General features: G+C 36.5%; 13 protein-coding genes and 1 tRNA gene. 12 read left to right on the top strand and 2 right to left on the bottom strand.

Annotation, left to right across the window (positions count from 1 at the left end; genetic code table 11):
- The first annotated feature begins 197 nt into the window (after positions 1-197).
- Complete coding sequence (locus tag QSH13_RS04620; RefSeq protein WP_109395817.1) at positions 198-506, top strand: helix-turn-helix domain-containing protein; 309 nt, start codon at positions 198-200, stop codon at positions 504-506.
- A gap of 612 nt (positions 507-1,118) precedes the next feature.
- Here the strand turns inward: QSH13_RS04620 and QSH13_RS04615 are convergent.
- Positions 1,119-1,195: transfer RNA gene (locus tag QSH13_RS04615), tRNA-Arg, on the bottom strand.
- Positions 1,196-1,385: 190 nt separating this feature from the next.
- Between QSH13_RS04615 and folD the strand changes: the two genes are divergently transcribed.
- The 4 genes from folD (at position 1,386) to QSH13_RS04595 (ending at position 4,748) form a co-directional block, all read left to right on the top strand.
- The gene (folD, locus tag QSH13_RS04610; RefSeq protein WP_109397780.1) at positions 1,386-2,258 is read left to right on the top strand and encodes a bifunctional methylenetetrahydrofolate dehydrogenase/methenyltetrahydrofolate cyclohydrolase FolD; all 873 of its coding nucleotides are present in this window, start codon (positions 1,386-1,388) and stop codon (positions 2,256-2,258) included.
- 3 nt (positions 2,259-2,261) lie between these two features.
- Positions 2,262-2,474 carry a ribosome-associated protein YbcJ gene (gene ybcJ / locus QSH13_RS04605; protein WP_023582608.1) on the top strand — a complete coding sequence of 71 codons (213 nt, stop codon included), beginning with the start codon at positions 2,262-2,264 and terminating at the stop codon, positions 2,472-2,474.
- Positions 2,475-3,126: 652 nt separating this feature from the next.
- On the top strand, positions 3,127-4,068 hold the full coding sequence (gene fruK / locus QSH13_RS04600) for a 1-phosphofructokinase (protein ID WP_109397781.1): 942 nt from the start codon (positions 3,127-3,129) through the stop codon (positions 4,066-4,068).
- Positions 4,069-4,304: 236 nt separating this feature from the next.
- Positions 4,305-4,748: a hypothetical protein gene (locus QSH13_RS04595; protein ID WP_196544399.1), complete on the top strand. Its 444-nt coding sequence runs from the start codon at positions 4,305-4,307 to the stop codon at positions 4,746-4,748.
- 77 nt (positions 4,749-4,825) lie between these two features.
- On the opposite strand, the gene cysS is transcribed toward QSH13_RS04595, so the two are convergent.
- Positions 4,826-6,217 (bottom strand): cysteine--tRNA ligase, encoded by a 1,392-nt coding sequence (cysS, locus tag QSH13_RS04590; protein ID WP_286038874.1) that lies wholly within the window; start codon positions 6,215-6,217, stop codon positions 4,826-4,828.
- A gap of 375 nt (positions 6,218-6,592) precedes the next feature.
- Here cysS and ppiB point away from each other — a divergent pair, with 375 nt between their 5' ends.
- The 7 genes from ppiB (at position 6,593) to QSH13_RS04555 (ending at position 14,357) form a co-directional block, all read left to right on the top strand.
- The gene (ppiB, locus tag QSH13_RS04585; RefSeq protein ID WP_006533972.1) at positions 6,593-7,087 is read left to right on the top strand and encodes a peptidylprolyl isomerase B; all 495 of its coding nucleotides are present in this window, start codon (positions 6,593-6,595) and stop codon (positions 7,085-7,087) included.
- A 12-nt stretch (positions 7,088-7,099) separates the two neighbouring features.
- The gene (locus QSH13_RS04580) at positions 7,100-7,822 is read left to right on the top strand and encodes a UDP-2,3-diacylglucosamine diphosphatase (protein ID WP_286038873.1); all 723 of its coding nucleotides are present in this window, start codon (positions 7,100-7,102) and stop codon (positions 7,820-7,822) included.
- Between the two features lie 134 nt (positions 7,823-7,956).
- Positions 7,957-8,478 (top strand): 5-(carboxyamino)imidazole ribonucleotide mutase, encoded by a 522-nt coding sequence (purE, locus tag QSH13_RS04575; RefSeq protein ID WP_109397785.1) that lies wholly within the window; start codon positions 7,957-7,959, stop codon positions 8,476-8,478.
- Positions 8,475-9,542: a 5-(carboxyamino)imidazole ribonucleotide synthase gene (gene purK, locus QSH13_RS04570; protein WP_109406568.1), complete on the top strand. Its 1,068-nt coding sequence runs from the start codon at positions 8,475-8,477 to the stop codon at positions 9,540-9,542. The genes purE and purK overlap by 4 nt, the downstream gene beginning before the upstream one ends.
- Positions 9,543-9,665: 123 nt before the next feature.
- A complete protein-coding gene (locus tag QSH13_RS04565) occupies positions 9,666-10,925 on the top strand; it encodes an MFS transporter (RefSeq protein WP_109397787.1) in 1,260 nt (419 codons plus the stop codon).
- Between the two features lie 67 nt (positions 10,926-10,992).
- Positions 10,993-12,018 carry a mechanosensitive ion channel family protein gene (locus QSH13_RS04560; RefSeq protein WP_109397788.1) on the top strand — a complete coding sequence of 342 codons (1,026 nt, stop codon included), beginning with the start codon at positions 10,993-10,995 and terminating at the stop codon, positions 12,016-12,018.
- A gap of 176 nt (positions 12,019-12,194) precedes the next feature.
- On the top strand, positions 12,195-14,357 hold the full coding sequence (locus tag QSH13_RS04555; RefSeq protein ID WP_286038872.1) for an ornithine decarboxylase: 2,163 nt from the start codon (positions 12,195-12,197) through the stop codon (positions 14,355-14,357).
- Positions 14,358-14,381: the final 24 nt, after the last annotated feature.

Here is a 14,381-nt window from a genome sequence, read left to right as displayed (position 1 = left end):
TTGTTACATTATTAAACAGCGAAAAAATTATTAAATATTAATGTAATTTATCTAATTATTTGATTTAAGTAAAACTGCTTAAAACTGTTAATAAATAACATTTAATAGTCAACGCCTATTGATAATCGCCATTTGATCGTTTATATCGATCTTGAGATTTTTTTACGTTATTATTTAAAAAAATAGGAGATATAGATATGAGTGAACTTAACACTATTGTTGGCCAACGAATAAAACAGAAAAGAAAGCAACTAAAACTAACTGGAATTGAAATGGGGCGACGCCTTGGTATCAGCCAGCAACATTATTCTCGCTTAGAAAATGGGCATATAAAAATAACCGTAGATCAGCTGATTACAATCTCCTTAATACTTGGTGTATCACCACAAAGTTTATTACTTACCACTGAAATAATGTCACCAATGATTAATGCATGGACAGAAAAAACATTATACTCAAGTGATGTCATTGTATTGAGAAATAAAAAAAGGCGTCATCTGAAATAAGAAAATATAAAAAATTATAGTTTTAAATTTAACTTAATTTCACAGAAAGAAAATATATACAACATATTGAATTTATTAGATTTGTTGTTTTTTAATAAGGTAAATAAAATTATAACCTTAAGGACAAGATTGTTTTTTATACTAATACACCGATTAAAATAAGAATACGTCATTACAAAATCAATCGTTTGATTAATTACTTGATTTACAACATAAAACCCACAAAATATTAACAGTGATTATTTATTAATCTACACTCTCTTATTTACACCTATAAAATACCAATCTAAAAATACCATAGTGTTTTTTCATTAATTAATATTTTATTTAACCATGTAATTAAATAAACCACTATTTTTCTAGCTCTGATATGGCTGTAATTGGATAAATTACTATTAATAATAATTTGGATTATTTATAGAAATATAAATGAAAGAATTTAATAGTGAAATGCTTATTTGATAGAAACAAGATAATAGTTTATAGCTTGATAAAATGCACTCACTTAACAGAACATGCACGTAATTTTGATGACATTTTTAATGATATACAAAAACGTCCCACTTAAGAAAAGTAGAGAATTTAAAATAAGTGTAAGCTATTGATTTGAAATGGTACGCCCTACAGGATTCGAACCTGTGACCTACGGCTTAGAAGGCCGTTGCTCTATCCAACTGAGCTAAGGGCGCCAAGAAGAACTTTAGACATCAGCAAGAGTGCTGATAACGGATGTGAATTATACGTTCAACATTCTGAGAGTCAACGATTTTTCAACGATATCAAACTATATGGTCAAAATATGGCAAGTATTCGACTGACAGATTGCTCCTGATCTGACAAAATAGACCAATACCGTAATTGAATAATTTGGATGTATAGATGTCAGCAAGAATTATAGATGGGAAATCGATTGCGCAGACCATCAGAAGCGAAGTTGCAGAAAAAGTAAAACAACGTATTAATGCAGGAAAACGAGCGCCTGGTTTAGCTGTTATTTTAGTAGGAGATAACCCAGCATCACAGATTTATGTCGGAAGTAAGCGCCGTGCTTGTGAAGAAGTCGGCTTTATTTCTCGCTCTTATGATTTACCAGATACAACCAGTGAAGCTGATTTATTGAATCTGATCGACCAACTTAATAAAGACAATACCATTGATGGTATCCTTGTTCAGCTCCCTTTACCTGCTGGAATTGATAATGTTAAGGTTTTAGAACGTATCCATCCTGATAAAGATGTCGATGGCTTTCACCCTTACAATATCGGCCGCCTATGCCAACGTGCACCTAAATTACGCCCTTGTACACCTCGTGGAATTGTCACACTACTCGAGCGTTGTAATATTCCAATGAATGGCTTAAATGCCGTTATTATTGGTGCATCAAATATTGTTGGTCGCCCAATGAGCTTAGAACTATTACTTGCAGGTTGTACAACTACAGTTACCCACCGTTTTACTAAAGATCTACGTTTTCATGTTGAACATGCAGATTTAGTCGTTGTAGCAGTAGGTAAACCTAACTTTATTCCTGGTGAATGGATTAAACCTGGTGCAATCGTGATTGATGTTGGTATAAACCGCCTTGAAAGTGGTAAAGTTGTTGGGGATGTTGATTTTGAAGCCGCCTCTCAACGTGCGGGCTGGATTTCTCCTGTCCCCGGAGGTGTAGGCCCAATGACAGTCGCAACGCTTATTCAAAACACTCTGCAAGCATGCGAAGAATACCACGACCCTGAAACAGGAAATAATTAATCAATGGAAACATTTCAATTAGATGGGCACGACTATGTCGAGCTTTGTGATTTATTAAAACTTCAAGGTTGGACTGAAAGCGGAGCAGCTGCTAAAAGTGTCATTGCTGAAGGTTTAGTGAGTGTTGACGGTGAAGTTGAAACTCGTAAACGCTGTAAAATTGTTGCAGGAAAAGTTGTCACCTTTGGTGAGTTTTCCGTTAGCGTCAGCAAATAATCAGCAAATCAATTAATATTGAAAAAGCGTTGCTATCTTAGCCTCGCTTTTTTTCTTTTTAATCCTTTTTTACCTTAAATAGACTTTTTCTTCCTCTTTTTTCTTATTTAATCACGTAAAAAAAAAAAGGAAATAACATAACCAATTGAATTAAAATAAAATAATTAAATTTAATTTAATATATTTAAATTTAGATCATTATTTTTAAACTTATCTATGATTATAATCTCCTTTCAGCGTTCAGCAAATTGTACATTTTATAAAAAAATAGATAAAAAGAAATGCTATAAGTTATTATTTTATATACAGATAACACGTTTTAACCATTACTGTAAAACTTCAGCAACAAACCTTTTTGTTGATACTTTTATCCATTTATTCATGTTTAAATGCATTAAAATGTGATTTAGATCTAATTTATTTCTACTTTCATTAGGCAAAAGAACATTGTTTGTACTAAATTACAGGTTATAATTTGAAACGATTCAGCTTAATGATACGATTTGAGTCGTTATTTTATAATATTTACATCATTTTACCCTTTATCTAACAGGAGATTTTATGCTCGACTTACCCACTCAAGGTATCTCTGTTTTTGCTAAATTACAGCAAAAATTGATGCCTGTTCTTTTATTTAAGGTAAGGAACTAGCATGAAACGCAGAGTAGCAACTATCACACTCAACCCTGCATATGATCTTGTAGGTTTAAGTGCTCCTATTGAACTTGGTGAAGTTAATCGAGTTAAAACAGCAGGCTTCCATGCTGCGGGTAAAGGCATCAATGTGGCTAAGGTTTTAAAAAGCCTTGGTGTTGATGTTACTGTTGGGGGTTTTTTAGGCAAAGAAAACCAAGATGGATTCCAAAAAGAGTTTAGTGATTCGGGTATTGCTAACCGTTTTCAAATGGTTGAAGGTCGTACTCGTATTAACGTCAAACTCACAGAACCCAATGGTAAAGTGACTGACTTCAATTTTTCTGGTTTCGAAATCACAAAACAAGACTGGACTCGCTTTGTCAATGATACGCTAAGTTGGGCGGGTCAATTTGATATGATTTGTGTCAGTGGTAGTGTACCTCCTAGCATTGATCTCAATGATTTCACTAAATGGATGACACGCTTACGTAGCGAATGTATGTGTTTGATCTTCGACAGTAGTCGAGATGCCTTTGTCGCAGGATTAAAAGCTGCCCCTTGGCTTGTTAAACCTAATCATCATGAATTAGAAATTTGGGCGGGTAGATCCTTACCTGAACTTTCTGATATTGTGCAAGCAGCTCAAGCATTGCGTCAGCAAGGTATTGCTCATGTTGTTATTTCATTAGGTGAGCAAGGTGCGATGTGGGTTAATGCCTCTGGTGCATGGATGGCTAAACCACCTAAATGTGATGTTGTAAGTACCGTCGGAGCTGGAGACTCTATGGTTGGTGGTTTAATTTATGGTTTAATGATGCGACAAACCAGTGAACATACCTTACGTCTTGCGACTGCCGTTTCTGCACTTGCTGTGAGCCAAACCAATGTTGGTATTCATGATCGCGAACAATTAGCAAAAATGATGACAGAAGTAGAATTAACTCCGCTAAAATTATAAGTAATCATACTCTATGGTAATTTGAATAATATTAAGTAGAATTACCAACTCCTCTATTAAATAGATTAACGTTCTACTATAAAACATCAAAAATAGAATCTCTTTAATTGATTAATTTCTTTTATTATTAAATCAAACTTTATTTTTTCTATTTATTCGATAAACTTCACTTTAATAAAATTTAACAAAGATATTCTCAAACCAATAAAAACTTATTTCTGTTTTTAGGAGAAGTTATGGAAAGGCCCATAATACTTTTATGGATCCAAGTTATTTCAGTATTATTTTTAGGTGTTAGTTTATTTATATTAGTTGCTGGAGCACCAATTTATTTATTGGCAATGGCAATGGGGGGAGGCCAAACAATGCTAGCAGGACTGTTCATCATGCTGTGTTTAATTATAACGATGATCATGCAAGTAACAGCATGGATAAAACTCGCTAAAAATAGTAGAAATGCTTACTCTTTTTTAAAAATATCATGGGTATGTTTATCTATTTCACTCTTTTTTATACTTAGTATTTCGATGTCATTAACAAATATATCGGAAATTAGCTTTGTAGTTTTTTCTATTATCGTGATCTTAACACATCGACTCTTTTTCTCTGAAAATGTAATTACTTATTTTGAATATAAACAAAAAGATAGCAAAAGAGAAACAAGTATTATTAGTCAATAAATTAATCATTAGACAAAAAAATATCGGATATTAAATATCCGATATTTTTATATTAAACACGATACTCAATTATTGTATTAATTATTACGGCGCCAAACCGTTCCTTGAGGACCATCTTCTAAAACAATCCCCATCGCTGTTAATGCGTCACGAGCAACATCAGCCGCTGCCCAATCTTTATTTTTACGGGCATCATTACGCTGTTGAATTAATGATTCAATTTTTTCAACTTCACCTGCGTCATCTGCTTTAGCGCCACTTTGTAAGAAATGCTCAGGCTGTTGCTCTAATAAACCTAATACTTTAGCAAGCTTACGTAATACTGTGGCTAAACCATTCGCTGCATTCATATCAACCGCTTTTAGACGATTAACTTCACGCGCTAAATCAAACAAAACGGAATAGGCTTCAGGTGTATTAAAATCATCGTTCATTGCGTCAATAAATTGCGCTTCAAACGCTTCGCCACCCACAGGCTGTGCATTTTCATCTGTGCCACGTAATGAAGTATAGAGGCGTTCTAATGCAGTACGAGCCTGTTTTAGGTTTTCTTCAGTATAATTAAGTTGACTACGATAATGGCCTGATAATAAAAAATAACGCACTGTTTCAGCATCGTAATAAGCTAACACATCACGAATAGTAAAAAAGTTATTCAGTGACTTAGACATTTTTTCTTTGTCTACCATCACCATACCAGAGTGCATCCAGTAATTAACGTAAGGGCCATCGTGAGCACAAGTTGATTGCGCTATTTCATTTTCATGATGAGGGAACATTAAATCTGAACCACCGCCATGAATATCAAAATGGTGCCCTAACTCTTTACTATTCATAGCAGAACATTCGATATGCCAACCAGGGCGACCATTTCCCCATGGGGACTCCCAGCTTGGTTCACCCGGTTTAGACATTTTCCATAAAACGAAATCCATTGGATTGCGTTTAACGTTAGCCACTTCAACTCGAGCACCAGCTTGTAGTTGCTCTAAATCTTGGCGCGAAAGTAAGCCATAATCAGGATCGGTATCAATCGCAAACATCACATCGCCATTGTCGGCGACGTAAGCATGTCCGCGTTTAATTAGCGCTTCTGTTAATTCAATAATTTCAGCAATGTGATGTGTTGCTCGTGGCTCTGAATCTGGGCGAGCAATATTTAATGCATCAAAATCTTTGTGCATTTCAGCTAACATACGTGTGGTTAATTGTTCACATGTTTCATTATTTTCAATCGCACGTTTGATGATTTTATCATCTACATCCGTTACGTTACGGACATAGTTAACATCATATCCTAAGTAACGCAGATAACGGGTTATGGCATCAAAAGCCACAAATGTACGTCCATGACCAATATGGCATAAGTCATAAATAGTGATGCCACACACGTACATACCTATTTTTCCTGCATGGATAGGTTTAAATTCTTCTTTTTGGCGAGTGAGAGTATTAAAAATCTTTAGCATCAGTGGACGTTCCCGTTTTCAACTGTACGTGTTTATTACGTTTTTATATAAAAGAAAATAACAACTACTATAGCATGATATTAATTAGAATATTGGATCTTGAAGGCAAAGCAAACTCAAGATTAGGGTTTTTATCTTACTCTGCTTAGCGCTTATTTTCACTGCTCAATCGCGGCTAGTGAACAATCAATCTTCTATTATTTGGCTAAATTTTAGCGAAACGTGTTTTTTCCTTTTATTACTGATTTAGTTAGCAAGAAAAAACAGCGTAAGAAAAAGATGCATACTGACTAAATTAGGCAACTATGATATAAAAACGGGACTGTTGTTTATGCCCAAATCTGGGTAAAGCTAAAATTATATTAGGATCTGAATATGGTTACTTTTCATACCAATTACGGCGATATCGTGATTAATACATTTGCAGACAAAGCACCTGCAACCGTAGAAAATTTTTTAGACTACTGTAAAGAAGGATTCTACGATAACACTATTTTCCACCGTGTCATCAACGGTTTTATGATCCAAGGTGGTGGTTTTGAACCAGGTATGAACCAAAAAGCGACCAAAGCACCTGTAAGAAACGAAGCAAATAATGGCCTAGCAAACAACCGCGGTACATTAGCAATGGCTCGTACGAACGATCCACATTCTGCTACTGCTCAATTTTTTATCAACGTTGCAGACAACGATTTCTTAAATTTCCGTGCTGAAAACGCAAATGGTTGGGGATATTGTGTTTTTGCTGAAGTTGTTGAAGGCATGGATGTTGTTGATAAAATTAAAGCTGTTTCCACAGGTCGTAGCGGTTTCCACCAAGATGTTCCTCGTGAAGATATCGTCATTAAAAGTGTAACGGTTAGCGAATAAGCCTCACTTTTTATGTGTACGCTTTTTATTGCAGACCTGCATTTAAGTGAACATGAACCGGCAATCACTGCCGGTTTTCTTCGCTTTTTAAAAGAACAAGCCATTCATGCAAAAGCACTTTATATCTTAGGTGATTTTTTTGATTTTTGGATAGGTGACGATGCTCCCAATCCTTTACATCAACAAATTGCTCAAGCTCTGATGACACTAAAAAATGCAGGAGTACCTTGCTATTTTATTCATGGAAATCGTGATTTTTTAATTGGCTCTCGTTTTGCAAAAGAGTGTGGTATCACCTTACTTCCACAAGAAAAAGTGCTCGAAATTGGAAAAAATCGCATATTAATTTTGCATGGAGATACACTTTGTACGGATGATGAAGCGTATCAACGTTATCGTAAAAAAGTACATAATAAATTTATTCAGCGCTTATTCTCACTCCTGCCTCTATTTATTCGACTGCGTATCGCTGACAAAATGCGCTCACGTAGCCAGCACGAAAATCAGTACAAATCAGATGCTATTATGGATGTTAACCCACAAGCTGTGATTGATACTTTTAAACATTTCAATACAGAATGGATGATCCATGGTCATACGCATCGTCCAGCAATTCATACTGTCAACATTGATGATAAAATACATTATCGTGGTGTATTAGGTGCTTGGCATACTGAAGGTTCTATGTTTAAAGTAACAGATGAAAAAATAGAACTTATTCATTTTCCCTTTTAAGCTGTTCCGTTTATTTTCCTTATAAAAAGCCATTTTTTTCTTTACGCAAACGTTTTCCTATGCGTATTAGCGTGATACTATCATGCTCAGTTTATTAGGCTATATCCGTTTATGCTTACAGGAGCAGTTAAGTAATGTCTTCTCAAGTTGGTCTAAATACCTCTTCCGCTAGAATCGCCATTGTAATGGGCTCTAAAAGTGACTGGGCAACAATGTCTCATGCCGCTGATGTACTAGACGCACTACAACTCCCTTATCATGTTGAAATTGTCTCTGCACACCGTACTCCTGATAAGCTATTTAGCTTTGCAGAACAGGCAAAAAGTAATGGCTTTGATGTTATTATTGCAGGGGCAGGTGGTGCAGCCCATTTACCCGGTATGCTCGCAGCAAAAACACTCGTTCCTGTATTGGGTGTTCCTGTTCAAAGTGCTGCATTAAGTGGTATTGATAGTCTTTACTCTATTGTACAAATGCCAAAAGGTATTCCTGTGGGAACATTAGCGATTGGTAAAGCAGGCGCAGCTAATGCTGCCTTATTAGCGGCTCAAATTTTAGCATTACACTCTCCTACTATTTTTGAAGCACTAACGGCATGGCGTACATCACAAACTGACGATGTATTAAATAACCCTGATCCAAGGGAGGCACTATGAAGCCTGTTTGTGTTCTGGGAAATGGTCAATTAGGGCGAATGCTAAGACAAGCAGGAGAACCTTTGGGAATTGCGGTTTATCCAATAGGATTAGATGCAGAGCCTGAAGCCGTTCCCTATCAAAAAAGTATAATCACAGCAGAAATTGAACGCTGGCCTGAAACCGCACTCACCAAAGAGTTAGAACGCCATACTAACTTTGTAAACCGTGATATTTTTCCATTGCTTGCCGATAGATTACCTCAAAAACAGTTACTCGATGAACTGGGCTTAGCAACGGCTCCTTGGCAACCATTAACAGCACCAACACAATGGCCTGATATCTTCTCTCAACTGGGTGATTTTATTATTGTAAAGCGCCGTGTTGGTGGTTATGACGGCCGTGGTCAATGGCGTATTCATCCCGGTGAAGAACAGCAATTACCTGCTGAAATCTATGGTGAATGTATTGTTGAGCAAGGTATTCCCTTTTCTGGTGAAGTGTCATTAGTAGGTGCAAGAGATTGTAGCGGAAACTGTGTTTTCTACCCTTTAACTCACAATCTTCACCAAGAGGGTATTTTACGCATGAGTGTTGCATTACCAACGCCTGCGTCAGAATTACAACAATCAGCAGAAAAAATGCTGACCGCCATCCTTAATAAACTCAACTATGTCGGTGTAATGGCGATGGAGTGTTTTATTGTTGGTAACAAATTGCTTATCAACGAATTAGCTCCTCGAGTTCATAACAGTGGCCACTGGACACAAAATGGCGCCTCAATTAGCCAGTTTGAGTTACATCTACGTGCAATTTTAGATTTACCTATGCCAAAACCTGAAGTTTGCCAGCCGGCAGTAATGGTTAATTTGATTGGCACTGATGTCAATCCTCAATGGCTTTCATTGCCATTAGTTCATTTACATTGGTATGAAAAAGAAGTTCGCCCTGTTCGCAAAGTGGGGCATCTCAATCTTGTTCATTGTGATAGCCAACCATTGAAAGAGACACTCAAATCATTAAGCTCAATGCTTGATGATACCTATCAGTACCCTATCAAGTGGGCTTTAGAAAAATTAAGCTAGCAGTCCGACTCATAAAGTTAGAGAATAATAGCCTTTAAACGAACAGACCTCAAATAAAGAGGTCTGTTATTCGCTATTTTCTCCTGATTATTCAGGTTACTGCACCCATTTGTTGGAGTCAGGATGCAAGTCACGCAACAGGTTTTTGGACCCGTTTATCAGTGGAGTATGCTGATATTATTGGGCTTTGTGTATTTTTTAGCTACCGCAACCACATTTACCTCTTTAGGTGTTGTTCTTCCTAGTATGATAAATGAACTTGAGTGGAACTGGACTCAAGCAGGACTTGGCTTTACGTTATTAGGGTTAACCTGTGGCCTTGCGAGTTTTTTACCTACCTTACTGATCCGTAAATTGAGTGTTCGCCTTACACTACTGATTGGGTTGAGCATTTTTGTCAGTGGTTTCTATTTTCTTTACGAAACATACACCATTACGCGTTATTTTTTAGGTACTGCACTGTTAGGTATTGGTTTTACACTACTGGCTACCGTACCCGGTACTTATGTTATTTCCCGCTTATTTGAAAAACAGTCCTTTGCCTTTGGCGTCTATTTTACGATTGGTGGATTAGGTGGTGTTGCCGGACCTTGGATCTACTTTTTGGCAACCCACTTTTGGCATACATGGCGAATGCATTGGCTTATTTCAGCGATCACACTTACCATTGTTACGCTTATCACCATTTTATTTTTACGCGAAGGTAGTAAAGAGCAAGAACACGCAAAAAAAATTAGCCAACTTCAAACCACAAAACGTATCTATCAAACTAAAGAGATATGGACAGCTCGTCATGCTTTAAGAACATGGCAATTCTATGTTATTGCTGCGACTTACACGGCCTTTTTATGGTGTGGGATCACTGTCAATAGTTTTGCTGTTGCACATATTATTGAAAACGGTTTTGGTGAAACTATTGCCGCGACACTATTAAGTAGTATGGCATTTATCAATGCCTTCTCACGCTTAGCGGGGGGAGCTATTGGTGAATGGTTAGAACCTAAAAAATTACTTATTGCAAGCTTAAGTATTATTATTATTGGCTTGCTCGCACTAAGCATGGCTAACACTTGGATTTATCTGATCTTATTTACAGTTTGTGTCGGTATTGGTTATGGCATGACATTCTTAGCATCCAGTATATTGCTTGCTAACTATTTTGGTCGTTCCCCTTATCTTGAGCTATTTTCAGTAATGAATTTAATTTCAACATTGGCTTGTTTAGCGCCATTCTTTGCTGGGGCAATCAAAGATATTTCAGGTAGTTTTACACCTGCATTCTTGATTTTAACTCTACCTGTTTTACTGATTTTAGTGGTCACTTTGTTTATGAAACCACCGGTTTACCCTAAATTTCAGCATGCAAGTGAGCAAGAAAAATAACCATTAAATAAATAAGATAGCGAGTTTCATATTATAAAAACGCATTTTCTAAGGAGGCGTTAAGCTGATGAATGATGCATTAATAATAAAATACTCAATAGGTATTGGCATTGCTTTAGCCTGTTTTGTTGGTTTTGTCATCGTATCTCTTTTTCATGACAAAAAGAAAAAACGCCACAGAAATATTATTGTTCATATCAGCCAAGCTATTTTTCTTTGTAGTTTAGTGATTATCTTAAGCCAATATTGTGAAATGGCTGTTGTTGATTTTAATCTCCATTTTATCTCTTTTAGGATGATTAATTTCGTTACTTATGTTGGCATTGCATTAATTTTAATGAGGAAATTTTTCTTACTAATTAACCGACTAGAAAAAGCTCAAATTAAAAAAGGCAGTGATCCTACTTCTGCTCGTATTATTTCTCGCATATTCAAAATCACTCTATTCGTTATTATCATTTTATTGTTCGGTGAGCATTTTGGTATGAGCTTATCCGGCTTAATGACATTTGGAGGATTAGGTGGCATCGCTATTGGCATGGCAAGTAAAGATGTATTAAGCAATCTTTTCTCTGGCGTCATGCTCTATTTCGATCGTCCTTTTAATATTGGTGATTGGGTACGCTCTCCCGACCGTAATATTGAAGGCACTGTAGTCGAAATTGGCTGGCGTATTACCAAAATCATTACTTTTGATCATCGGCCTCTTTATATTCCCAACTCCATTTTTTCATCTATTAGTGTTGAAAATCCGGGAAGAATGACAAATAGACGGATCCAAACTGAAATTGGTTTACGTTATGAAGATTCAGATAAAATTGGAGTTATCGTTGAAGAGATCCGCACCATGCTAATGCAAAATGACAAAATCGATACACAACAAACGTTGTTAGTCTATTTTAATCAATTTGCAGACTCTTCGCTCAATATTATGGTGTATTGTTTTACCAAAACAACGGTATGGGCACAGTGGCTTGAAGCTCAGCAAGAAGTCTATTTAAAGATGATTGAGATTGTGCATAAACATGGCGCTGATTTTGCCTTTCCTTCTCAAACAATCTATCTCGAAAAACCTTCTCCAATTACCCAATAATAGAAAATGGATAAGTTTATTTCCCATAGACTTATCCATTTACCGATTTATTACAATGTGAATTTATGCGTTTTATATGCATAAAACCATTGCTTCTAACTTTTAATTTATTTCAATCATATTCACAACCAAGTATATTGGTCGCCAATTCTTCTATTGATGCAAATGCGAGTATAATGAAAAAAATGAAGTTGGCGTGTCACCCTACTCTTTCACACTATTTTTATTGTGAACGTCCGATTGTTGATATTGTTGATGCAAATTTAACGCAAGTATCAGCAGTAGTGTTGTCATTATCAGATATTGAGTCCGGCGAACTAGATCGCATTCATCAAACTGGCTTTCAACTCCCTGTATTTATAGCTGTTAATCTTAATGATGCAATCAGTGCTGAATTGCTTAATCAAGTTTCAGGGATTGTCATTACAGATAAAAGTGCACATCAAAAAAATAGTACATTAATTAATAAAGCGGTGCAGCAATATGAAGAGAGCCTATCCACCCCATTTTTTTCACGTTTAGTGAATTATGTTGCCGAAAAGAACATTGCTTTTGATTGCCCCGGTCATCAAGGTGGAGAATTTTTCCGTCGTCATCCCGTAGGTGAACAGTTTTATCAATATTTTGGGGAGAATCTATTTCGCGCTGATCTCTGTAATGCGGATGTAGAAATGGGGGATTTGCTTATTCATGAAGGAGCGCCTTATGATGCCCAAACTTTTGCCGCGCAAGTGTTTAATGCCGACAAAACCTACTTTGTTTTAAATGGGACATCCTCCTCTAATAAAGTTGCCTTAAATGCGTTATTGGCACCAAATGATTTAGTGCTGTTTGATAGAAATAACCATAAATCCAATCATCATGGTGCACTAATTCAAGCTGGAGCAACACCTGTCTATTTAGAAACAGCTCGTAATCCCTTTGGCTTTATTGGTGGTATCGATGCTCATTGCTTTGAAGAGCACTATTTACGCCAACAAATTGCAGAAATTACACCGGAACGTCAATTCGCTAAACGCCCTTTCCGTTTAGCGGTTATTCAACTAGGCACTTATGACGGTACAATTTACAACGCGAGGCAAGTTGTCGATAAAATTGGTCATCTTTGTGATTATATTTTATTTGATTCTGCATGGGTGGGTTATGAACAATTCATTCCAATGATGAAACAATGTTCGCCTTTGTTACTAACACTGAATGAAGACGATCCTGGTATTCTCGTTACTCAATCTGTTCATAAGCAGTTAGCGGGATTTTCACAAACCTCACAGATACATAAAAAAGATGCCCATCTTAAAGGGCAATCTCGTTATGTTAATCATAAACGTATGAATAATGCTTTTATGATGCATGCATCCACCAGCCCATTTTATCCCCTTTTTGCCGCTCTTGATGTCAATGCAAAAATGCACTCAGGCAAAAGTGGTGAAGCTATGTGGATGAGTTGCGTAAAGCAAGGCATTGAAGCCCGTAAATCATTACTAAAGCAGTGCCAGTTTATTAAGCCATTTATTCCTGAAGTGGTTGATGGTATTGCTTGGCAAGATCACGACACAGATGAAATCGCACACGATCAGCGTTTTTTTAATTTTATTCCTAATGATGATTGGCACTCATTTGAAGGTTACACCACCAATCAATACTTTGTGGATCCTTGCAAATTAATGCTTACAACGCCGGGTATCGAGCCTCATACAGGGGAATATGGATCTTTTGGTGTACCAGCCTCTATTTTGGCAAATTATCTACGTGAGCACGGCGTTATCCCTGAAAAAAGCGATCTCAATTCAATCTTATTTTTGCTGACCCCCGCAGAACATCAAGCGAAGTTTGATCGCTTAATCTCTTTGATTGTTCAATTTGAAAAACACTTAGTTGAAGATGTGCCATTAGAACAAATTTTGCCTTCTGTGTGTCGTCGCTATCCATCTCGTTATCAGGGGTATACATTACGACAACTCTGTCAGGAAATGCATGATATTTGTGTCAGATACAATATTAAATTACTGCAAAAACAGATGTTTAGAAAGAGTCACTTTCCTAAACGAGCATTAACTCCGCAACAAGCTAATATTGAGTTTGTTCGTGGTAATGTTGAATTTTTACCTTTAAATAAATTAGCAGGACGCATTGCCGCTGAAGGTGCTTTACCTTATCCGCCTGGCGTTTTATGTGCTGTACCCGGTGAAATTTGGGGAGGTGCTGTTTTACGTTATTTTCAGGCACTTGAAGCCTCGATTAATCAGCTTCCAGGCTTTTCAACTGAACTTCAAGGGGTCTATATTTATGATGAAGAAGATGGCAGTAAGCAAATTTATGCTTATGTTATAAAAGAATAATTATCTTATCCTTTCCCATAAAAA

Source organism: Proteus faecis, from assembly GCF_030286765.1.
Classification (GTDB): Bacteria; Pseudomonadota; Gammaproteobacteria; order Enterobacterales; family Enterobacteriaceae; genus Proteus; species Proteus faecis.
Note: the sequence above shows the minus strand (reverse complement) of the source record. Positions and strands in the feature narration are given on the sequence as shown.